The organism is Actinokineospora diospyrosa (assembly GCF_024171925.1).
GTDB classification, from domain to species: Bacteria; Actinomycetota; Actinomycetes; order Mycobacteriales; family Pseudonocardiaceae; genus Actinokineospora; species Actinokineospora diospyrosa.
Genome location: NZ_JAMTCO010000022.1, coordinates 87,790 through 112,467, shown reverse-complemented (window position 1 = coordinate 112,467; position 24,678 = coordinate 87,790). Strand labels below are relative to the sequence as shown.

Here is a 24,678-nt window from a genome sequence, read left to right as displayed (position 1 = left end):
CGCGGCAGGGCCTGCTTTTGGGCCCCTGCTTTGCGGTTCTGCGTCGGGTGTCGTAGGGGCCCCGCACAAAACAGGTCCACCCCATCGAGCTTTTACGCATTGTCGCGGATCGGGCGCCGAGGTCGCCGCCAGGCGACGAGGCCGTCCACCGGAGCCGAAGGCGGAGGCCCGAATCCCTTGCCCCGCATCCCCAACCACGGCCTACGCCAAGATCGACCTGATCGAAAGCCCCCAAATACACAGCTTACCGCCGCACCCCGACAAACCGGCAGCAGCAACCAGCGCCCTGTGGACAACCACAACCGTTGTGGACAAACAACAACCAGCCCACAAGATCATCTGCCACAAGAGCCCCCGATATCAGCCTACCGAGAACCACCGACAGAACGGGACCAGCGAACAGCACCCTGTGGACACCCAAACCCATTGTGGACAAACGAAACTCCCACAGCCCACCGCGCCCCATCACCGACAGCCAACCCTCGCCACGAACAACCAGAACCGTCGCCCACAGCAGCGCCGTCGCCCCAGCAGCGCCGCCAGAGCGATCGGCCCAACCTAAGCCGAACCCTCCACCACCCCCCGCAACGCCACGCAAAACTCATGCTCCGGATCAACAGCAGCCAACGGTTGTCCCGTGTTGACGCTCACCGGCACGTCCCCACTAGCCGGTAACCAAGCCGCCACTGGCATCCGAGCGGCTCGCTCAACCTCCCCCACCGGCATCCCGTTGTCCGTATAACTCCGATTCACCACCACCGACCGCAACCTCCGGTCATACCCAAGCGTGTCGAGCATGTCGTGGTACCGACCCAGCGCGCGCAATGCCGGGCGCTCCGGGGTGGTGACCAGGATCTGGCGGTGGGAGTACTCGAGCGCCGTCACGACGTGTTTGTTCACCGCGGCGGGGGCGTCGATGACTATGTGGGCGTACATGGTGGACAGGGAGGCGATGAGTTCGCTGACCACCCGCTCGGGGACTCGGCCGGGGTCGCCGAGCACGGTGGGGGCGAGGATCGCGTAGAGGCCCTTGCCGAGGCGGGTGGCGACGTGGGCTTCTGGGACGCCGTCTTCGTCTGCTTCGGCGTCGAACATGGTGGCGATGTCGCCCGCGGAGAAGTCGAGGTCGACCAGGCAGACCGGGCCCCGGCCGCCGCGGGCGAGGGTGACCGCCAGGTTGGCGGCGACCGTGGAGGTGCCCGCGCCCGCTCGGGCCGCGACCACGGTCACTATCTGTGCGTCCACCGGTGAACCTCCGCTCGTGTTGTCACAGAGCGTTGCCTAGCTGACCCGGTGCGCGGCAGCGGTCGACCGGTCGACCCGCGTCGGGCCGCCGTCCGACATAACGTCCTTACCTGCAGTTTCTGTTATGGCCCCGGCGCGGACATCAGGTTGCGACACATTTTTCAGGTTCCTGTAACCCTGGTCGGGGGTAAACCGACAGTCACCTTGTTATCGCCCATATGGGTGACGGGAAGGTGGGCACCGGTGATTCGCACCGTGGTGATCGACAGCGACACGCTGACGCGGTACGGGCTGTCCATGCTGGCGGGCGCCCATCCGGACGTCGAGGTGGTCGGTGAGACCGGGTCGGCGGCCGAGGCTGGCGAGCTGGTGGCGCGCAGGCAGCCCGACGTCGTGGTGATCGATGTGGAGCTGGCCGACGGCAACGGGCTGCACCTGGTCCGGTCCCTGCGCGACCGCTACGCCCAGCTGGGCATCGTGGTGATGACCTCGCTGGACACCGATGACGTGCTGTTCCGGGCGCTGGACCACGGCGCGTCGGCGTTCGTGGTGAAGACCGCCCCGGTGGTCGAGGTGCTCGGCGCCATCCGGCACGCGGCGGTGGCGGCGACCTCGTTCACCGCGACCGGCCTGCTCGACGCCCTCACCCGGCGCCGCGAGCAGGAGACCCGCTTCGCCCTCTCCCCCCGCGAGCGCCAGGTCCTCACCCTGCTGCGCGACGGCCTGTCGATCCCGGAGATCGCGGGCAGCATCCACATCAGCAAGTCCACCGCGAAGACCTACGTCGCCCGCCTCTACGACAAGCTCGGCGCCTCCAGCCGCGCCCAGGCCCTGGTCACCGCGCTGCGCACCGGCCTCATCGACTACGAGGCCACCCCCGGCGCCTAGGCGCTCACCCCCGAGTCCGGCACGGCCGGAGAACCCGAGCACGCCCAGGAGCACGCGGATCACGAACCGCACGCACCAGGCGCCCGCCTACCTGCTCGCGATCCAGCCGTCCACCAGCCGGGCAAGGCAACGGGTACCCGGGACCACGGTGGTCGGCGCCCGCACGATCCCGGGGCCGCCGGTCACGAGGTCCTGGCCGACAACGCCGACACGACGCCCTCGATGGCGGGGACGACCAGTCCCAGCTCGCGGCGGATCGGCGCCAACGCCGCCTCCGGGTCCGGGATCTCCCCCTCCCGCGCCTCGTGCTCGACGGCCATCACCAGGTCGGCCAGCACCGCCGCGCCCACGTTGGCGGCCGACCCCTTGAGCGTGTGCGCCTGGGTGACCACGTCCTCCACCCGCCCGGCGCGCATCGCCTGCTCCAAGTGGTCGACCGCGGACCCGGTCTTCTCCGCGAACGAGGTCAGCAACCGCGCCATCAGCTCGCGCTCCGGCTCGCTCGGGTCCGGCCCGGTCAGCTCGTCGAGCCGGGCGTGCAGCGCGGCGGTGCGGTTGTCGAGCTCGGCGCCCTCGAAGCGCGGCGGCGGCTCCGGCTCCGCCTCGGTGCGGGCGTGCGGGATGTGCGCGGTCAGCTTCCCCAGCACCGAGGCCAGGTCGGTCGGGCGGACCGGCTTGGCCAGGTAGTCGTCCATCCCGGCGGCCATGCACGCGTTGGCGTCCTCGACCAGCACGCTCGCGGTCATCGCCACGATGTGCGGCTGCCGGTCCTGCGGCAGGTCGCCGCGGATGATCTGGGTGGCCTCCAGCCCGTCCATGATCGGCATCCGGACGTCCATCAGCACCACGTCGTACGGGCGCTGCCGCACCGCCTGGACGGCCTCGCGACCGTTGGACACCATGTCCGCGCGGTAGCCGAGCTTGGTCAGCATGAGCTGCGCGACCTTCTGGTTCACCAGGTTGTCCTCGGCGACCAGGATGCGCAGCGCGCCGCTGTCGACCGGCGGGCTGGGCAGCCGGGAGTGGTCGTCGACCGGTTTCACGCCGCCGAGGATCCGGGTGAGCGTGGTGCGCAGGACGTTGACCCGCACCGGTTTGGTGAGCACGGCCTCGAACAGGGCGCGCTGCTGCTCGGTCAGCGGCATGGTCACGCTGCTGAGCAGCATCAGCGGCAGCGCGGCACTGCCCGCGAGCAACCGCAGCTCGGCGCCCAGTTCGGCGCCGTCCATCCCGGGCATGTGCATGTCCAGCAGGCCGACGTCGAACCGCTCCCCCGCCCGGATCAGGTCCAGCGCCTCGGCGCCCGAGGCGACCTCGACGGAGCGCATGCCCATCTCGGCGACCTGCGCGCGCAGCACCTCGCGGTTGGTGTCGTTGTCGTCGACCACCAGCGCCACCCGGTCCGCCAGCGCCGACCACCCCGGCTCGCGGTCCTGGTCGGTCTGCGGCGACACCCGCAGCTGCGCGGTGACGGTGAACCGCGACCCGATGCCCGGCGTGCTGACCACGGTGATGTCGCCGCCCATCGCCCTGGCCAGCCGCTGGCTGATCGCCAGGCCCAGCCCGGTGCCGCCGAAGCGGCGCGTGGTGGAGGCGTCGACCTGGCTGAAGGACTGGAACAGCCGGTTGATGTGCTCGGGCGGGATGCCGATGCCGGTGTCGCTGACCTCGGCGCGCAGCAGCACCCGGTCGTCGGCGAGCGGGTCGGCGCGCACGTTGATCGCGACCTCGCCGCGCGGGGTGAACTTGACCGCGTTGCCGAGCAGGTTGAGGAAGATCTGCCGCAGCCGGGTCGCGTCGCCGCGCAGCACCGGCGGGCAGGACGAGTCGACGTAGCCGATGAGCTCCAGTTCCTTGTCCCCGGCGGGCACCGCCACCAGCGCCAGCGCGCTGTCGACGACGTCGGTCACGTGGAACGAGGCGTCCTCCAGCTCCAGCTCGCCCGCCTCGATCTTGGAGTAGTCCAGGATCTCGTTGATCACCGCGAGCAGCGCGTCGCCGCTGTCGCGCACGATCCGCACCAGCTCCAACTGCTCGCCGGTGAGGTCGGTGTCCAGCAGCAGCCCGGTCATGCCGATCACCGCGTTCATCGGCGTGCGGATCTCGTGGCTCATGGTGGCCAGGAACGCCGCCTTCGCCTTGCCCGCGGCCACCGCCTGGTCGCGCGCGGTGACCATCGCCTGCATCGAGTCGTTGACCGAGAGGGCCATCTGCTCCAGTTCCACCGGCCCGCCCACCGCGGCCCGGTGCGCGGTGTTGCCCGAGGCGACCTGCTGGGCGGCCTCGGTGACCTGCCGGATCGGCCTGGTGACCTTGCGGGTCACCCAGATCGCGCCGATCGCCGCGAGCGCGCCGACGCCCAGGGTGACCCAGGCGATGACCTCCTGGGTCGAGGCGCCGCTGTCGGTGACCACCTGGTAGCGCAGCCCGAGCAGCTCCTGCTCGTGCGTGCGCATGTCGGCGAGGATGCCTTCGATCGCGACCATGTCGCGCACCCCGCGCCCGGAGGCGACCAGCTCCAGCGCGGCCTCGGGTCCCTGGGTGGAGCGCAGCTGGATGGTCTCGGCAAGCTCACTGAGCTTGTCGGTGATGACCGGTCCCACCGCCTCGTACAGCTGGCGCATGTAGGCGTCGTCGGCGACCAGGTCCCGCAGCTGGTTCTGGATGGCACCGATGTTGTCGACCGCCTCGGTGTACGGGGCGAGGTACTGCGTGTCCCCGGCGATCATGAAGCCGCGCTGGCCGCGCTCGGCGGCCTGGATCTGCAGCCACACCTGGTCGATCTGGGTGAGCACGGCGTAGCTGTGCTCTATCGGCGCCCGCGCGCCGAGCAGGGTGCTGATCCGCACGTAGGAGCTGATGCCGACCGCGAGCAGCCCGCCGATGGCCAACACGTACCCGGCGGTCAGCAGCCGCCCGACCGTCCAGCGCCGCACCGGGACCCGGCGCCGGGGTGGCTCGGGTGGCGGACCCGGCGTCGGTATCGGGCCGGGAACCGCCAGCAGGTCGTCGGTCTCGGGTGGGCCCGAGGTGTCCATGCTCATCGACGCGAGGTCACCGTCCCGGGGACTCGCCAGCCGCCGCCAGCAGCGTCTCGATCCGACCGACCAGGTCGCGCGGGCTGAACGGCTTGAAGATGTAGTCGCTCGCCCCGCTGGAGCGCCCGGCGTCGATGTCGGACTGCTGGGTGCGCCCGGTCAGCAGGACCACCGGGGTGTCGCGGGTGGCCTCGGCCGCCCGCAACGCCGAGCAGACCTGCAGCCCGGTCATGTCCGGCAGCGTCACGTCCAGCAGGAACAGCTGCGCCGCGGCGGTCTCGGCCTGATCGAGCGCCTCCTGGCCGGTGGCCACGGCGGTGACCTCGTACCCGGCCTGGCCGAGCTTGAACACCAGCAGATCCCGCAAATCCGGGTCGTCCTCGGCGACAACGATCCGTTTCACCGCGTTCCCCTCCTTCCGCCCGGCCCGGCAGGCGCGTGGCCTGCCGGACTCCGGCGTCCGCCGCGGGTGGGGTCATGACCGCTTGCCCCGGCGCAGCGACTGGTAGACCATCCCGACACCGGCGGCGGTGAGCAGGAAGCCGATGGTGAGCCACCGCAGCACCGCGAACCCGGTCTGGCTGAGGTCCTGGTCCTCGGCGGCGGGCTTCTCGGTCCCGTCGTCGGTGGTGTCCGTCCCGGTGCCCGGGTCCTCAGCCCCGGTGTCGTCGTCGGTGTCCTCGGCGGCGACCTCGGTCGTGGCCGTCGCCGTGTCGTCGGAGTCGGCGGAGTCGATGACGTCGCCCGCGGTCAGCGTGGCCACGTTGACGACCGACCCGGGCTTGTCGACCCGCGCGACGACCCGCAGCGTCTGCTGGACGCCGGGTGCGATGGCGTCGAGCCGCCACACGCCGGACGCCGGGTCGTAGGTGCCCGCGCTGGTCACCGCGGAGATCAGCGAGACCCCGCCGGGCAGCTCGTCGGTGACCGTCACCGCGGGCGCGGTCGACGGGCCCGCGTTGGACAGCACGACCAGCCAGGTGATCTGGTCGCCGACCGTGGCCGAGGTCTTGTCGGCGGTCTTGACCACCGACAGGGCCGTCTGCCTGCGGATCGGCTCGCTGGCCACGGCGGTGTCGTCGGCGGTGTTCGCGTCCGGCGAGGACGAGGTCGCCAGCACCGAGTTGACCAGGGTGTCCCCGGCCACCTCGGGGTCGACCGCCGCGGTGAGCCGGATGGTCGCGGTGGCGCCCGCGGCCAGGGTCCCGATGCCGCAGCTGACCACGCCGTCGGTGGCCGTGCAGGTGGCACCGGTGGCGGAGGCGTAGGTCGTGCCGGTGGGCAGCGCGTCGGTGACGACCACGTCGGCCGCCGCGCCGGTGCCAGCGTTGCTGACCGCGATCACCCAGACCACGTCGTCGCCCGCCACGATCTGGCCGTCGACGACCTTGCTGATCCGCAGGTCGGCCTGGGCGTCGAGGGTGCTCGAGGTGGCCGCGAAGTTGTCCGTCGGGGCCTGTTCGGCGGTCGAGGACACCACCGAGGCGGTGTTCACGATCGTGCCCGAGGTGGCGGTCGCGGACACCGCGCCGCTGATGAACACCGTGGCGCTGTCGCCGGGGGCGATGTCGCCGAGGGCGCACACCAACCGGTTCGTCTGCAGCACGCACCCGGCGGGCACGACGATGTTGCCGACGCTGGCGGGCAGCTGGTCGGTGAGCACGACGTCCCTGGCGGTGGAGCTGCCGTTGTTGGTCACCGTCAGCAGCCAGCTGATGGCGTCGCCCGGCGCGTAGCTGGGCTTGTCGGCGCTCATCGCCAGGCCGAGGTCGGTCAGCGCCGCCGCCGAGCCCGCGATGGACACGGTGTTGTCCGACGGGTCCGACTCGGTGACGTCGGAGACCACCGACGCGGTGTTGCTGACGGTGTTCGGCACGAAGCCGGGGTCGACGTCGACCACGATGGTCACCGTCACGTCCCCGTCCGGCCCGATCGAGCCGGGGGTGCAGGTCACGACCTGGCCGCTGATCACGCAGCCGCCCGCGGTCGCGGTGGCCGACACCGGGGTGAGCCCGGCGATGATCGGGTCGGTGATCACCACGTTGGTGGCCGTCGAGTAGCCGAAGTTGACCACGTCGATGGTGAAGGTCGCCTGCTGGCCGGGCACGACCGGGTCCGGGCTCAGCGACTTGTCGATGGACAGGTCGGCGACCTGGTTGATCTGGGTGACCGCCAGGCTGGTGTTGTTGGCGACGTCGGTGTCGGACACCGTGGTGGTCACCGACGCCGCGTTGTCCAGCTGCGGGTCGCTGAACTCCGGGTCGACCTGGGCGGTGATGCTCAGCGTCCGGTCGCTGCCCTGGGCGAGGGTGCCCAGCGCGCAGCGCAGGGTCCGGTCGGTGAGCACGCAGGCCGGGTCGGCGGTGACCGGGGTGACGCCCTTGGGCAGGGTGTCGACCACGACCACGTTGCGCGCGTCGGACGGTCCGTCCACGTGCACCGCCAGGTTCCAGGTGATCTCCTGGCCCGCGATGACCTGGGTCGGCCCGGTCTTGACCAGCGAGACGTCGGTCTCGGTGGACACGGCCTGGGTGACGATGACCGACTCGTTGCCCGGCACCGGGTCGTTGGTGGGCGACTCGACCACGCCGACCACGGTGGCGTCCCCGGCGACGTCGGAGCTGAACACGCCCCTGACCTCGATGACGACCTCCGCACCCGGTGCCAGGGCGCCGAGCTCGCAGGCGATCGTCAGGTCACAGGTGACCCCGTTCGGCGCGAGGATCGTGATGTTCTCGAACTCGCCGGGCACACCCAGCGCCAGCCGGACCGCGGTCGCGGTGGACGGACCGGCGTTGCGGGCCTTGGCGATGACGACCGCCGGGGCGCCCGCGGTGAGCGTGTCGGCCTGGAAGTCCAACACCATGGAAAGGTCGGCGTCGGCGGCGACCGGCTCCGAGAGCGCCACGGTGTTGCCCGACCCGTTCGGGTCACCCGCGGCCGAGCTGACCGACACGGTGCTGGTCAGCGGCGCGGTCTGGTCGACGGCGACGGTGCCGGTGAGCAGGACCTGCACCGAGGCACCCGGGGCGAGCGAGTCGACGACGCAGGTGACCGCGGTGGTGCAGGTGACCCCGACCGGGGCGGTGACCACCACGTCGAGCAGGCCCGCGGGCACCGGGATGGTGATGGTGACCCCGGTCGCCGCGGACGGTCCGGCGTTGCTGACCGTGGTGGTGATGGTCGCCGCCGAGCCCGCGACCACCCGGTCCGGGCCGATGTCCGAGGTGACGGACAGGTCGGCGACGGTGGCCACGGTGCTCGACGCGGTCACCGAGTTGTCGGCGGTGTCCGCGTCGGCGGTGCTGGAGCCCGCGGTCGCGGTGATCTCGATCGGCCCGGTCGCGTCCGCGGCGAGCACGCCCTGGACCACGATCGTGCGGTCCGCGCCGGGGGGCAGGTCGCCGATGGTGCAGGCCACGGTGTTGTCGCAGGTGACCCCGGCGGGGGCGGTCACCTGGACCTGCTGCAGGCCGGGCGGCAGCGGGATGGTGAAGGTGACCCCGGCCGCGGTGGACGGGCCGTCGTTGCCGACGGTCGCGGTGATCGTCACCGGCGAGCCAGCGGTCGGCGCGCCCGAGGTGACGACCGCGGTCGCGACCAGGTCGGCGCGGGCGGTGACCGGGCTGGTGGCGGTGGCGGAGTTGTCGGTCGGCGTCGGGTCGGTGGTCGACGAGGTCGCCGACGCCGACAGGGCCAGGGCGGCGGTCTGCGCCGGGTCGACGGTGCCGCGCACCACGATGGTGACGGTGGCGCCGGGGGCGACGCTGTCGATCACGCAGGTGCCGCTCGCGTCGCAGGTGACCCCGGCCGGGGTCTGGAACGTGGCGCCGGTCAGCCCGGCGGGCACGGTCACCGCGACCACGACGCCCGCGGCGGTGGACGGGCCGCCGTTGCGCACCGACACGGTGGCCGCCAGCGGCGAACCCGCGGTCGGCGTCGCCGGGTCGAGCACGACGGTGGTCGCCAGGTCGGCGCTGACCGTCAGCGGCGGGGTGGTGCTGACCGTCCGGTCGGCCGGGTCCGGTCCGGGCGTCGGCGAGGCCACGGTCGCGGTGAAGGTCGGCGCGGTCGTGGTAGTCGGGGTGACCCTGCCGTTGACCACGATGGTCAGGTCGGTGCCCGGCGGGACGTCGCCGATGGTGCAGCTGACGGAGTTGTCGCAGGTGACACCAGCCGGGGCGGTGACGGTCACGCCGTCGACACCCGGCGGGATCGGCAGCGTGAAGGTCACGCCGGTCGCCGTGGACGGCCCGGTGTTGGTGATCACCGTGGTCGCGGTGAACGGCTCACCGGCGGTCAGCGTGCCCGGGGCGAACGTGGTGGTCAGGCCCAGGTTGGCCGAGGTGGTGACGCCCGCGTTGAGCACGACCACGTCGTTGGCGCTGTCCGGGTCCGCCGTGGCGGAGTCCGCGGTGGCGGTGAAGGTGATCGTGCTCGGGGTCGCGTTCGGCGCGACGGTCCCGTTGATCACCAGGTCCAGCGCGGCGCCCGGCGCCAGGCTCGCCGCGGTGCAGCTGACGGTGTTGTCGCAGGTGACGCCCGCGGGGGCGGTGACGGTGACGCCCTGCACGCCCGCCGGGACCGGCAGGGTGAAGGTCACGCCGGTCGCCGTGGACGGGCCGGTGTTGCGCAGGGTGGCGCTGACCCGGACCGGCGACCCGGCGACCAGGGTGGTCGGGTCGAGCGCGGCGGTCAGGCCGAGGTTGGCCGAGGCCGACGCGGTGGCGGTCGCCGAGGAGCTGTTGTCCGCGGTCGACGGGTCCGGCGCCGGGGACGACGCGGCGGCGCTGAAGGTCAGCTGCGTCCCGGTGAACCCGGGGGCGACGGCCGCGACGACCACGATCTGCGCCGAGGCGCCGGGGGCCAGCGGGTCGATGGTGCAGCTGACCGCCCTGGCCACGCAGCTCACGCCGCCGGGGGCGGTGTACTGGACGTCGGTGACGGTGACCCCGGCGACGTCCGGCAGGTCGACGGTGACCGGGCCGGAGGTGGACGGGCCGTTGTTGCGGACCGTCACGGTGTGCCGGACGGTGGTGCCCGCGGTCACCGAGGTCGCGTCGAGCGCGCTGGTGACGGCCAGGTCGGCGGCGACGGTCACCGCGGTGCTGGCGGTGGCCGAGTCGTTGCCCGGGGTCGGGTCCGGGCTCGGCGAGTCGAGCGTGCCGGTGAAGACCAGCGCCGGTCCGGTGTAGGTCGGCGCGATGGTGCCGGTCACCGCGATGGTGATCTGCGCGCCCGGGGCGAGGTCGCCGAGGGTGCAGACGGCGGCGGTGTCGCAGGTGACGCCCGCCGGACCGGTGACCTGGACGCCGGTCAGCGCGGCCGGGACCGGCAGGCTGAACGTGGCGCCCGCGGCGGTCGACGGGCCGCCGTTGCGCAGTGTCGCGGTGACCGCGACCGGGGTGCCGGCCACGGCGGTCGTCGGACCGGTGAGCGACACGACGGCCAGGTCGGCGGCGACGGCGACCGGGATGGTGATCGTGCTGGTGTTCCCGCTCGGCGCCGGGTCGCCCGCGCCCGAGGACACAGCCCCGGTGAAGGGCAGGCCCGAGCCGGTGAACGACGGCGACACCGTGCCGCGCACCGTGATCGCCACGGTCCCGGCTGCCGCGATCGAGGTGATCGTGCAGGAGACCGCGGTGTCGCAGGTGACCCCGGCAGGCGCGTCGACGACGACGTTGGTCAGCCCGGCGGGCACCGAGATGGTGACCGCGACCCCGGTGGCGGTCGACGGCCCGGTGTTGCTGACCGTCGCGGTGACCGCGACCGGCGACCCCGCGGTGAGCGTGGCCTGGTCGGCGGTGACGACGACCCCGAGGTCCGCGGTGACCGCGACCGGGGCGACCACGGTGGCCGAGTTGTCCGACGGCGACGGGTCCTGCGTGCTGCTCGCCGCGGTCGAGGTGAAGGTCAGGTTCGGCCCGGTGAAGTCCGCGGCGACTCGACCGCGCACGACCACGACGACCTCGCCGGTGGCTCCGAGCGCGCCGACGGTGCAGGAGACGGAGTTGTCACAGGTCACCCCGGCCGGTGCGACGACCGCCACGTCCTGCACGCCCGCCGGGATCGGCAGGGCGAAGGTGACGCCCGCGGCCGTCGACGGCCCGGCGTTGCGGATGGTGGTGGTCGCGCTGAACGGCGAGCCCGCGGTCAACCCGGCCGGGTCGACGACGGTCTGCACCGACAGCCCGGCGTTGCTCCCGGTCGCGGCGTCGTAGTTCGCGGTGTTGTTGCCCGCCGAGAAGTCCGGTGTCGGCGAGGACGCGGTGGCGCTGAACGGCAGCGTCGACCCGGTGAAGTCCGGCGCGACGGTGCCGCGGACGGTGACGACCACGTCCGTGCCCGGGGCGACCGACGCCGCGGTGCAGAGCACGGCGGTGGTGCAGCTGACCCCGGCGGGCGCGTCGACGGTGACGTTGCCGACCGCGGCGGGCAGCGGGATCGAGAAGGTCACCGACGTCGCTGTCGACGGGCCGGTGTTGCGCAGGGTGGCGGTCGCGGTGAACGCCGAGCCCGCGGTCAACGTGCCCGGGGTGAGCGACAGCTGCGCGGCCAGGTCGGCGTTGACCGCGACCGGCACGGTCGTGCTGCTGCTGTTGCCCGTGGTGTCCGGGTCCGGTGTCGGCGAGGACACGCTGGTCGGGAAGGTCAGCGACCCACCGGTGAACTCCGGGGCGACCCGGCCGCGCACGGTGATCACCAGTTGCTCGCCTGCGTCGACCGACCCGACCGAGCAGGTGACCGAGGTGTCGCAGGTGACGCCCGCGGGCGCGTCGACGGTCACGTCGATCAGCCCTGCCGGGACCGGGAAGGAGTAGGTGGTCCCGACCGCGGCCGACGGGCCGTTGTTGCGGATGGTCGTGGTGATCGTGACCGGCGAGCCCGCGGTCAGCCCGGAGGACGGGTCGACGGTGGTGCTCGCGCTCAGGTCGGCGGTGGCGTTGACCTGGACCGGGACGGTGGTGCTGTTGTCCGCGGTGTCCTGGTCGGCGGTCGCCGAGTTCGTGGTGCCGGTGAACACCAGCCCGGTGCCCGCGAAGTCCTGGTCGACGCGCGCCCGGACCAGGATGTCGACCTGGGTGTTCGGCGCGAGCGACCCGATGGTGCAGGCCACGGTGGTGTCGCAGGTGACGCCCGCGGGGGCGACGACCTCGACCTCGCCGACCCCGGTCGGGATCGGCACGGCCAGCGTGACGCCGGTGGCGACCGACGGGCCGTCGTTGCGCACGCTCGCGGTCGCGGTGAACGGCGAGCCCGAGGTGAGGCTCAACGGGTTCGGGGTCACCGTCACCCGCAGGTCGGCGTCCGCGGTGACGTTCGCGGTCACCGTGGTCGAGTTGTCCGCCGGGTTCGAGTCGGTGGTGTTCGACGACGCCGAGGCGGTGAAGGCGATCGCCGGCCCGGTGTAGGCCGGGTCGACGGTGCCGCGCACCTCGACCCGGACGTTGGTGCCCGGCGCGACCGCGCCCACGGTGCAGGTGACCGCGGTGTCGCAGGTGACCCCGGCGGGCGCGATGACCTCGACCCCGACGATCCCGGCCGGGACCGGCAGCGTGAAGGTCGTGCCAGCGGCGGTGGACGGGCCACCGTTGCTGATCGTGCTGACGAAGCTGAACGGCGACCCGGCGACCAGCGCGGTCGGGTCAAGGGTCGAGACGACCGACAGGCCTGCCGACGTGCCCACCGCGGTGGTGGCGCTCGCGGTGTTGTTCGCGGCCGAGGGGTCGGTCGCGGTGGTCGCCGCGGTGGCGGTGACGGTCAGGTCCGGCGCGCTGAAGTCGGGCGCGATCCGGGCGCGCACGGTGATCTCCACCGAGGCGCCGGGTGCCAGGTTCCCGAGGGTGCAGGCGGCGCTGGTGTCGCAGCTGACGCCCGCCGGGGTGAGCACCTCGACGTCGGTGAGCCCGGCCGGGATCGGCAGCGACAGGGTGGCGCCCGCGGCGGTCGACGGACCGCCGTTGCGGACGGTCACCTTGGCCGCCACCGGGGAGCCTGCGACGACGGCGCCGGGCTCGTAGGCGAGCGTGACGCCCAGGTCGGCGGCGGTGCCCACGGTGCCGGTCACCGAGAACGCGTTGTCGGCGGTGTTCGGGTCGGCCACCGGGGAGCTCGCCGAGCCGGTGAAGGTGATCGGGCCGGTGACCTGCGGGGCGACCACGCCGCGCACGACCACGGTGACCGTCGCCCCCGGCGCGATGGCGCCGACGGTGCAGGTGACCGCGGTGTCGCAGGTGACGCCCGCGGGCGCCTCCACGGTGGCGTTCGTGACGCCCGCGGGCACCGGCACCGAGAAGCTGACGCCGGTGGCGGTCGACGGGCCGTTGTTGGTCAGCGTCGTCGTGACCGCGACCGCTGTACCGGCGGTGATCGGGTTCGGCGCGACCACGGCGGTGAACGCCAGGTCGGCCGAGGACGCGGTCGTGCCGGTGTCGGTGGCGGAGTTGTTCGCCGGATTCGCGTCGGCGGTCTGCGACGTGGCCGTGACGGTCACGGTGACCGGGGCGGTCACGTCCGGTGCCACGGTGCCGGTCAGCACGACCCGCACCGAGGCGTTGGGCAGCAGCGTGCCGATGGTGCAGAACACGCCGCTGTCGCAGGTGACCCCGGCCGGGGCGACCACGGACACGGTGATCACGCCCGCGGGCACCGGGATGGCCAGCGTGGCGCCGACCGCGGTGGACGGGCCGCGGTTGACCACGTCGGCGACGATCTCGATCGGGCTGCCCGCGACCGGGTTGTCCTGGGTGATGTCGACCAGGGTGTCCAGGTCGGCGCTGGTGGCGACCGGGCGGGTCACCGAGGCGGACCCGTCGGCCGGGTCGGCGTCCGGGGTGCTCGAGGTCGAACTGGCGGTGATCGTCAGCGACGGACCGGCGAAGGACGGGTCGAGCACACCGGTCACGGTGATCACGACGTCCGCGCCCGGCTCGAGCAGCCCGACGGTGCAGGTGATCGCGGTGTCGCAGGTGACGCCCGGCGGTGCGGAGACGACCACGTTCGTCAGGCCCGCGGGCACCGGGATGCTGATGCTGACACCGGCGGCGGTCGACGGGCCCGCGTTGCTGACCCGCGCCGTGGCCGTGACCGGGGTACCCGGGGTGACGGTGGGCGGGTCGACGGTGAGCACCGTGGACAGCCCGGCGCTGGCGCCGACCGCGGTGGTCGTGGTGGCGGTGTTGTTGGCGGGCGTCGGGTCGGCGCTGCTGGTGGCCGCGGACCCGGTCAGCGTGATGTCCGCGCCGGTGAAGCCGGGGGCGACCCGACCGCGCACGGTGATCACCGACTCGGTCCCGGGTGCCAGCGTGCCGACGGTGCAGGACACGCTCTCGTCGCAGGTCACCCCGGCCGGGGCGGTGACCTCGATCCCGACGAGGCCGTTGGGCACCGGCAGCGTGAACACGACACCGGTGGCGGTCGACGGGCCTTCGTTGCGCACGGTGGCGGTCACGGTCACCGGCGAACCGGCCACGAACGGCTGCGGGTCGACGGCGAGCGCCACCCGCACGTCACCGGCGACACCGAGACCGGTGGACACGGTCGCGCTGTTGTTCGCGGGCGTCGGGTCGGTCACCGGGGAGGTGACCGTCGAGGTCACCGTGATGTTCGGGTCGGTCACCTCGGAGCGGACCTGGCCGCGCACGGTGATCACCAGGTCCTGGCCGGGCGCCACGGAGTTCGCGGTGCACCGGACAGCGGTGTCGCAGGTGACGCCCGCGGGGGCGTCCACGGTGATGTCCCGCAGCCCGGCGGGCACCGGCAGGGTGAACACGACACCGGTGGCGGTGGAGGGACCCGCGTTGCGGATCGTGGAGGTCAGCGTCACCGGCGAGCCCGCGGTGAGCGGGTCCGGGGCGACCGCGGTGACGACCGACAGGTCGGCGTCGGCCGAGGTGGCCGCGGTGGCCGTGGCCGTGTCGTTGACCGGGTTGGCGTCCGGGCTGGTCGAGTCGACCGAGGCGGTGACCGAGAGGCCACCGGTGAAGTCGGCCGCGAGCACGCCGCGCACCTGGATGGTGATCTCGGCGTCGGGCAGCATCGTGCCCAGGTCGCAGGCCACCGTCGGGTCGCAGGTGACCCCGGCTGGCGCGGTCACCTGGATGTCGCGCAACTCCGCGGGCACCGGCAGCGCGAAGGTCACGCCGGTCGCGGTGGACGGGCCACCGGCGCGCACGGTCGCGGTGATCGTCACCGGCGAGCCCGCCACCGGGGCGGACGGCGCGATGGTGGCGCTCACCCCGAGGTCGGCGGACACCTCGGACTGGGTCGTGGTGGTGACGGTGTTGTCCGCGGGGTTGGCGTCACCGGCGTCGGAGGACACCGACGCCGACACGCTCAGCGAGTCGTCGGTGAAGGTCGAGGACACCTGGCCGCGGATCACGATCTGGATCTGGCCGAGCGGCAGCGTGCCGACCGCGCAGCTCACCTGGGTGTCGCAGATGACCCCGGGCGGGGCCTCGACGGTGACGTTCTCCAGGCCCGCGGGCACCGGCAGGGTGAAGGTGGTGCCGGGGGCGACCGAGGGGCCGTTGTTGGTCACCGTCGCGGTGATCGTCACCGGACCGCCCGCCACGATCGGCTGCGGGGTGACGGCGACGGCGAGCCGCAGGTCGGCGCTGGGGCTGACCGGGGTGCTCGCGGTGGCGGTGTTGTCGCCGGGGTTCGGGTCCTCGATCGGGCTGGCGATCGAGGCCTCCGCCTCCACGACCGGCCCGGCCAGGTCGGCGGGCAGGTCCGCGGTCAAGGTGAACTCGGCGCTGCCCTCCTTGCCCGGGGTGAGCGCGGGGATCACGCAGCGCAGGGCCGCGCTGTCGCAGGCCACGCCTGCCGGACCGGTCAACCGGGCGCCGGTGGTGCCCGGCGGGGCGACCGCGGTGAGGACGATGTCGCGGGCGGTGGACGGGCCCGCGTTGATCACGGTCACCTTCCAGCTCGCCTGCTGCCCCGGGGTGGCGGTCGGGGTGGTGGAGTCGACCTCGACGAAGATGTCCGCGCGCGGGGTCACCGTGCTGGTGGCGCTGTCGGTGCGACCGTCCGGCAGGTCGTTGGTCGGCTCGCCCACCGTCGACTCGAGGGCGACGTCGCTGGTCAGCTGGGTGGCGGTGGTGTCGGCGGCGACCACGCCCAGGACGGTGATGGTCGCGCTGTTGCCCGCGCCGATGGTGCCCAGGTCGCAGCGGATGGTGCGGTCCACGATGGCGCAGGTGCCACCGGAGGCGACGGCGGTGAGCTCACCGACGCCCTCGGGCAGCGTGTGCACCACGGTGACCGGCGCGTCCGACGGGCCGGAGTTGGTCACCGTCAGGTCCCAGCGGGCCGAGTCGCCCGGCACGACCGAAGCCGGGCCGACCAGGTCGACGGCCAGGTCGGCCTTCGGGACCACGGCGGCCTCGGCGCTGGCGGTGTTGTTGGTCGGGTCGGGGTCGGTCGTGGCGTTCTGCACGGAGATCGACTTCACGATGTTGCCCGCGGCGAACGAGGACGCGATGCGCACCGGGATGCGCACGGTCACCACCGTGGTCGGCGTGATCGGGCCAAGGTCGCAGACCACGCTGCGGCCGATCATCGTGCAGGTGCCCTGGCTGGACACGATCGGCCCGCCGATGTCGGTGCCGTCGGGCAGCGGCGAGAAGGTCACCACGCCCTGGGTGTTGGACGGGCCCTGGCTGCTGATCGTGGCGGTGTAGAGCAGCGTGCTGCCCGGCACGGCCGGGTTCGGGTCGGCGGTGAGCGTGGCGCCCAGGTCGGCCGCGGTGGTGACGTCGACCCGGGTGGCGGCCGAGTTGCCGCGGCCGTCGGGGTCGGGGTCCGGCGAGGCGGCGTTGATCCGCGACTCCAGCACCGAGCCCGCGTAGGCGGGGTCGACGGTGCCGGTGAACCGGACCACGACGGAGCCACCCGGCGCGATGTCGCCCAGCGCGCACGAGCTCAGGTTCGGGCAGGACGGGACGTCGCTGGTCAGCCCGATCAGCGCGGCCGGGAGGACGCCGTCGAGGGTGACCGCGCCCGCCGTGGACGGGCCCGCGTTGGTGACGGTGACCGCGTAGGTCAGCGGCGTGCCCGCGACCACGGTGGCGGGGGCGGCCACCGCGACGGACACGTCGGCCGACTCGGTCGCCGAGGCGTTGACCGTGCCGGAGTTGTCGGAACCGTCGACCTCCGGGGTCGGGCTCGACGCCGACGCGGTGTTGGACACCGAGTCCCCGGCGCCGTCGGCGAGCACACCGCGCACGGTGATCGCGACCGGGGCGGCGCCCGCGGCGACGGTGCCCAGTGCGCAGTTCACCGCCTGGCCGGAGACGGTGCAGGTGCCGCGCGGGGTCTGGACGGTGAGCTGGCCGACCGAGGCGGGCACGGTGTCGGTGACGGTCACCGACTGCGCGTCCGACGGGCCGCCGTTGCTGACCTCGATGACGAAGGTGATCGGCGCGCCCTGCACCGGGACCCCGCTGGTGACCGCCTTGGCCACGTGCAGGTTCGCGGTCGGGGCGACCGGCGAGGAGCTGCTCGACCCGTTGGCCGGGGTCGGGTCCGGGGTCGGCGAGGTGACCGAGCCGGTGGCGGTGACGCTGGGCGCGGTGACGTTGGCACCGAGGTCGCCGGTGATGTTCACCAGCACGGTGACCCCGGGCGACACCTCGCCAACGGGGCAGGTGATGTCGCGGCCGCTGATGGTGCAGGGGCCTGCCGGGGTGGTCGCGGCGATCCCGGTGACGCCCTCGGGGGTGGTGGCGGTCAGCACGACCGCGTCCGCGGAGGACGGGCCGAGGTTGCGCGCGCTGAGCACCCAGGTCAGCCGGGTGCCCGGCACGGCGGAGGTGGGCCCGGTGAGGGTCGTGACCAGGTCGGCGGACCGGCTCGACGAGGACACCGTGTTGGCCGAGTTGTTGGACAGGCTCGGGTCCGCGGTCTGCGCGACCGCCTCGGCGCCGACGGTGAGCGGGCCCGCGTAGGCCGCGTCGATGGTCCCGGTCAGGGTGATCTCGGTGGTCTGGCCAGCGGCGATGACGCCGAGCGGGCAGGTGGCGACGGCGCCGGAGACGGTGCAGACGCCTGCGGGCCAGGTGACCTGGGCGTTGTAGAGGTAGGCCGGGACGGCCACGGTCGCCGAGGTGCCGACCGCGTCGGACGGGCCCGCGTCGCTGACCCGGATGGTCCAGGTCGCGCTCTGGCCCGCGACGGCGTTGGTCGGCTGCACGACCGCCACGGCGACGTCGGCCTGCGGGTTCGGCGTGCTGGTCGCGGTCGCGGTGTTGTCGCTCGCGTCGGGGTCGGCGGTCCCGCTGGTGACGGTGCCGGTGTTGCGCAGGCTCGCCTCGCTGAAGTTCGCGGCGAGGACACCGTTCACCGTGACGACCGTGGTGGCGCCGAGGGCGACGTCACCGACCGGGCAGCTGAACCGCTGCCCGGTGATCGTGCAGCCCGGCGACGGCCGGGGGCTGACCCCGGCGGGCAGTTCGTCGCTGACGACGACACCGCGGGAGGTGGACGGGCCGCGGTTGGTGACGGTGAACGTCCAGCTGACCTGCTGGCCGGGCACGACCGGCTCGGGCTGCGCGGTGACCGCGAGCGCGAGGTCGGCGGCGCTGGTGGTGTCCGACACCGAGGACGAGGCGTTGTCGCTCGGGTCCGGGTCGGTCGAGGTGCTGCTGACGGTGACCGTGTTCGTGACGCCGGTCCCCGCGTAGTCCGGGGCGAGCGAGCCGGTGAGCGTGACCGTGGCCGTGGCACCGGAGGCGAGCGTGCCGACAGTGCAGACGGCCGCACCACTGGGGTTGATCGAGCAGGAGCCCAACGTGGAGGACACCGCGCTATAGGTCACGCCAACCGGCGCTGGGTCGTTGGTGGCGACGCCGTAGGCAGAGGACGGTCCGTCGTTGCGGACAACGGCCTGCCAAGTGAGCTTGCCGCCCGCGACAGGCGCACCGGAGGTGAGCACCTGCACGACCGATACGTCGGCGACAGCACCAACGGTCCCGCTGGCGGTGGCCGAGCTGTCCGCGGTCTGCGGGTCGGGCACCGAGGACGTCGCGGTGACTGTGTTGGACAGCGTGGACCCGGCAGGCGTGGAGCTGGCCACGTTCACCGTGATGTCGGCGAAGACCGACGAGCCCACGGGGAGCGAGGGCCAGGTGCAGCGCACGGTCCCGGAGGTGAAGGTGCAACTGCCGCCGTTGCCCGCGATGGCGCTCGCGTAGCTGGTCCCCGCGGGGAGCGGGTCGGCCAGCACCACCTGCGGCGCCACGGACGGACCGACGTTGGTGGCGCTGACCCGGTAGGTGGCCGGGGTGCCCGCGACCAGCGGGCCGGAGGTGATCGAGATTGCGGCCCGCAGGTCCGCGGTCGCGCTCACCGACTGGGTGGCCGAGCTCGTGTTGTTCGCGGTGTTCGGGTCGGTGGTCGCCGCGGCCGCGGAGGCGGTGGTGACCAGGGTCTGCGCCGCGTAGTCCGGCGCGAGGTGCGCGGTGATGGCGACGGTCTTGATCGCGCCTTGGGCGAGGTCGCCGACGGTGCAGCGGACCTCGGAGCCGACCAGGGCGCAGCTCGGGTCGGCCGAAACCAGGGTCAGGCCAGCGGGCAGCGGGTTGGAGATCACCACAGAGCGCGACACCGACGGGCCGTTGTTGGCCACGGTGATGGTGTAGCTGGTGTCGTTGCCCGCCTCGGCGTTGCTGGCCGTCGCGGTGGTGGTGACGCTCAGGTCGGCCTCGGCGCTGACCGTGGCGGCCAGCGAGATGGCGCGGTTGGCGGGCGTCGGGTCCGCGGTGGGTGAGCCGACCGCCGCGGTGTTGGTGAGCACGGTGCCCGCCGGGGTCTCCGGCGGGACCAGCGCGTTGAGCACGACGACCGCCGAGCTACCGGGCGCGACGGTGCCGAAGGTGCAGTTGACGCCCCGGTTGTCCGGGGTCGGGGTGCAGGTGCCGCCCTGGGCGGACACGCCGCCGGGCAACAGGACCAGGCCGGTGGGCAGCGTGTCGGACAGCACGACGGCCGAGGCCGCCGAGGGGCCCGCGTTGGACACGGTCAGCGTGTAGGTCTGCGCGGTGCCCGCGCGAACCGGGTTCTGCGACATGGTGCCGGTGAGCACCAGGTCGGCGCTCTGCACGACCGGGGTCGTGGCGATGTCGAGCTGGTCTTCCCCGCCCGGGCTGGGGGTGGCGGTGACGACCTGGGCGTGGGTTTCCACGGAGCCGCTGGCCGTCGGCGACACGTCGACCACGACGGTCACGTCGGCTGTCGTGCCAGACGGGAGCCGGTCGAGCGTGCAGAGCACGTCGCGGCCGGTGACCGTGCAGGAGCCCAGGTTGCTGACCGCGGAGACGATCGACAGCGTCTCGGGGACGGTGTAGTTGATCGTGACGGCGGTGGCGTCGGACGGTCCGTTGTTGACCGCGGTGATGCCGTAGGTGGCGCGCGCGCCCGCGATCAACGGGGTCGGGTTGGCGACCTGGTCGATGCTCAGCCGCGCGTACGCGGTGACGGCGGTGACCGCCGACACGGAGTTGTTCAGCGGCACCGGGTCCGGGGTGGAGGTGCTGATCGTGGCGGAGAAGGCGCGCGGGCCGGGCGGGCTGGACGCCGCGATCCGGCCGGAGACGGTGCCGTTGAGGGTGCGGCCCGCGATGAGCGTGCCGACCGGGCAGGTCACCCGGCCACCGGTGACGGTGCAGGGGACGCCGTCGAGGGTGACGACCAGGTCGAGCACACCGGCGGGGAGATCGGCGATGACGCTGACGTCGCGGGCGTCCGAGGGGCCGACGTTGGCGACGGCGAACGTGCGGGTGAAGGCCTCACCGGCCATGAAGGTGCCGGGCGACTGGACGTTGGCGATGCGGACGTCGGCCGAGGCGCGCACGGAGACCGGCGTGCTCACGGAGTTGTTCGACTGGGTCGGGTCGGCCGTGGTCGAGGCGACCGTGCCGGTGGCGCTGACGAGACCGGTCGCCTGTCCTGACGGGACGGTCACGTCGACGGTCACGGTGGCGGCCGTGGCCGCGGGCAGGTTGCCGAAGGCGCAGCGAACCTGGCCGCTCACCACCTGGCAGGTGCCGGTGGTCGGCGTGATGGTGCCGATGGTGAAGCCCGCCGGGATGGTCTGGACCGAGGTGACGGCCTGGGCGAGCGACGGACCCTCGTTGGTGACGGTGAGGGTGTAGCGGGTACCGGTGCCCGCGGTGACCTGGGGCGCGGAGACGACCTGGGTGACGGAGAGGTCGGACTGCGCGGTCACGGTGGAGACGTGGGTGGCGGTGTTGTCCGCGGGGTTCGGGTCGGTGCTGGTCGAGGTGACCGTCGCGGTGTTGCTGAAACCGGCGCCGGGAACGGTGCCCGGGGTGTCGGCGGTGATCGTGACGGTGGCCGTGCCGTCCACGGCGAGGGTGCCGAGGGCGCAGGTGATCGTGCTGCCCACGACGGTGCAGGCGCCCTGGGTGGACTGCTGGCCCGCGAAGGTGAGCCCGGCGGGCAACGTGTCGGTGACCGTGACGCCGTCGGCGACGGAGGGGCCGCGGTTGGTGGCGGTCAGCGTGTAGGCCAGCGGCGCGCCCGCGATGACCGGCTGCGGGATCGCGGTCTTGGTGATGCCGAGGTCGCTGACCCGGCCGACCGTGGTGGCCACGCTGGCCGAGTCGTTGATGGTGATCTCCTGCGGGGTGCTGCTGGTCGCCGTGGCGGCGTTGGTCAGCTCCCCCGCCGGGCGGTCGGCGGCGATCGCGACGCGCAGGTTCACGGTGACCGACCCGCCCGCAGGGACGACCCCGATCTGGCAGTTGACCGTGGAGCCGGTGGTGCAGGTACCGGACTGGGCGGTCGCGGTGACCACGGAGACGCCGCTCTGGATCGGGTCGTTGACCACGACGTCACGCGCGTCGGACGGGCCGTCGTTGTAGACGGTGATCGTGTAGTTGGTGCGGGTACCGGCCACCGGGGTGGGCGTGGAGGCGGTCTTGGTGACGCGCAGGTCGGCCAGCGGGGTGACGGGCTGCGTGGCGGTGGAGGAGTTGTTCGTGGGGAGGGGGTCCGGTGTGCTCGCCGACGCGGTGGTGGTGATCGAGAAGGTGGGGGCCGCGTAGTTGGAGGCGATGCCGAGCACGACATCAGCGGTGAAGGACTGCCCCGGCGCGAGAGTGCCCACGATGCAGGTGAGCGTGCCCGCGGAGACCGTGCACCCGTCGGTCGCCCACACCACGGTGGCGCCATCGGGCAGCGGGATGTTCAGCACCACGCCTTGCGCGGTGGACGGTCCGGCGTTGGTGACGGTGGCGGTGAGGGTGGTCTGCTCGGTGCCGGGGACCACCGGGCCGTTGAGTGCGCTGGTGACCTGGAGGTCGGCGGACTGGGTGACGGTGACCGGGACGGTGGCGGTGTTGTTGACCGTGATGTCGTCGGCGGTGGTGGCCGCGACGCGCACCGAGTTGATGACCACTCCCCCGGCGGTGTCGGCGTTGACCCGCGCGACGACCGGGATGGACACGGTGGCGCCGTTGGCGACCGTGCCGAGCGAACACGTCACGGTCTGGCCGACCGGGACGCAGAGGACACCCGCGGGCGGGGATGCGGAGATGAATGTGGTGCCGGTGGGCAGCGTGTCGGTGAGGGAGACCCCGGTGCCCGCGTTCGGCCCGTTGTTGATGGCCGAGATCGTGTAAGTGACGGTCTGGCCCGCGTTCTGCGAGGTGGAGCCAACGGTCTTGGCGGCCGCGAGGTCGGCCAGAGCAGCGACCGTGGTGGTGGCGTCGTTACCCGCGAAGGAGTACGTGCGGTTCAGCGTGCGAGCGCGGTAGTCCAAGACCGGGGTGTTGACGACGGTGGAACCCGATGCGGCGCGGTCGACGGAGGCGCGGAATCGCGCGGCGACAGAACCACCGGGTGCGATGGTGCCGCCCGCGGAGGCGTTGGCGCCGGTCCCCACTCGGAAACGGACAGTTCTGTCCGCTGCAGTGTAGTCGGCTGTGTCGTCACCGGTTGCGTCTGTCTTGGTCCCGGTAGCGCCGCCCGGATCTGTTTGGACGACCAGACTGCCCGGGACATAGCTCAGGTTCACCGGGAGGGCGTCCCGCATGACGGAGGCGTCGGCGAAATCGCCACCGGTGTTGGTGAAGGTGAGCCGGTACTCCAGGACATCGCCTGGTTGTGCCGGGTCGTGACCGTTGAGGTTGGTCACCGTCTTGCTCACCGCGTTGAAGGTCGGGGTGAACAGGTCGATCTGGCTGGTGACGATACCCGGGTAGTAGGAGTCGCCGCTGGAGGTGAGGTTGATGGTGGCCGACGTGCTGCCGTTGCTGAGCACGTTGGTGGTGGCGATACGGCCGATGTCGACGCCGAAGTTGTTGAGGTTGGCAGGGTTTCGGCCGGTCTGGTCGACGCCCGCGTCGCTGATGCGGGAGTCGAAGAAGTTGGAGGCGGGACGGGTCGCGTCGCTGAGTGTGGTGCTTCCCAAGCGCAACGCGTCACCGGTGGTGCCGTAGTCGCCCTCCCAGGCGACCACGCCGACGGAGGCGTTGACGTTACCGGTGGTCGGCGTGAGGAAGCCGGAGACGGGGATGTCGACGCTGTTGTTGCCGGCGGCCGAGGTGATGTCCGCGAAACCTTCGAACACCCGCAGGTTTCGCAGCGGCAGAGCGGGGTTGCGATAGGCGACGATCAGCGACCAGCCCGCATAGCGGTCCTGGCCGGTGGCAGCACCGATGTCCGCGGCGGCGTAGATACCGTTGCCCGCGGCCCTGACGATGCTGGTGACGTCAACGGCCGCCTGGAAAGGACCGCCGTCACTGGTCACCAACGCGGCGGGCTGGATCAGGTTGCTCGCGGTGTAGGTCGAGTAAGAGGTCGCGCCGGGGGCGCGGAACTTGATGGTGTTGACCGCCTTCGTCGGCGCGACGCCGTTGGTGCCCGCGACCGTGCGGCCGCCCCAGACCAGGCGCGCGTTGAGGACGGTGGACCCGGACGGCATCGCCAGCGTGGCGACGGAGGAGTTCGAAGTGGACGCGTCGAGGTCCACGTCGACGAACGCCATGTTGTACACGTTGTTGTTGTTCGACGTGCCGGTGGCGGTGCCCGCGCGCGCCGAGGTGCAGCCGGAGGACGGCGTGGGGCAGTCCATGCTGCTGGCACCGATGAGCGTGATCGCGCCGTTCTCCTCGCCCGCGTACACGGCGTCGAAGGCGTCGCGCACCGACGCCTGCGCCGGGGTCGGCACGACGACCGGCAGCAACGTCGCCACCAGGGCGGCCGTCACCGCCAGCACCCCCGCTCGGGTGTTTCGCAGGACCCCGGTCCGATACACCGCGCCCATACCAGAATCCTTTGGCCTCGCCGCGACAAACTGAGATCACTTTAGGCAAAGAAACGGAAGTTGGCAGGGGGCATACCCATTCGGGTGGGGATAACTCAATTCAGTCACACAGCGATGAACACGCCGCCTCGACGTCGCCCCTCCGAGCCGAAAAGCCGTGATCAGCGGCTTGCCGACGTCACGAAGAGGAGGGACAACGACGGTCGGTGACCG

At 72.6% G+C, this 24,678-nt stretch carries 5 protein-coding genes; 1 reads left to right on the top strand and 4 read right to left on the bottom strand.

Annotation, left to right across the window (positions count from 1 at the left end):
* Window positions 1-558: 558 nt before the first annotated feature.
* The gene (locus tag LV75_RS33800; RefSeq protein WP_253891612.1) at window positions 559-1,245 is read right to left on the bottom strand and encodes a CpaE/TadZ family protein; all 687 of its coding nucleotides are present in this window, start codon (window positions 1,243-1,245) and stop codon (window positions 559-561) included.
* A gap of 243 nt (window positions 1,246-1,488) precedes the next feature.
* Between LV75_RS33800 and LV75_RS33795 the strand changes: the two genes are divergently transcribed.
* Window positions 1,489-2,133 (top strand): response regulator transcription factor, encoded by a 645-nt coding sequence (locus tag LV75_RS33795; RefSeq protein WP_253891611.1) that lies wholly within the window; start codon window positions 1,489-1,491, stop codon window positions 2,131-2,133.
* A 182-nt stretch (window positions 2,134-2,315) separates the two neighbouring features.
* Here LV75_RS33795 and LV75_RS33790 read toward each other — a convergent pair whose 3' ends face one another.
* The 3 genes from LV75_RS33790 to LV75_RS33780 form a co-directional block, all read right to left on the bottom strand.
* Window positions 2,316-5,177 (bottom strand): hybrid sensor histidine kinase/response regulator, encoded by a 2,862-nt coding sequence (locus LV75_RS33790; protein WP_253891610.1) that lies wholly within the window; start codon window positions 5,175-5,177, stop codon window positions 2,316-2,318.
* A gap of 10 nt (window positions 5,178-5,187) precedes the next feature.
* Window positions 5,188-5,574, bottom strand: a complete 387-nt coding sequence (locus LV75_RS33785) for a response regulator transcription factor (RefSeq protein WP_253891609.1) — start codon at window positions 5,572-5,574, stop codon at window positions 5,188-5,190.
* A 72-nt stretch (window positions 5,575-5,646) separates the two neighbouring features.
* Window positions 5,647-24,465, bottom strand: a complete 18,819-nt coding sequence (locus tag LV75_RS33780; RefSeq protein WP_253891608.1) for a DUF11 domain-containing protein — start codon at window positions 24,463-24,465, stop codon at window positions 5,647-5,649.
* Between the last annotated feature and the right edge of the window lie 213 nt (window positions 24,466-24,678).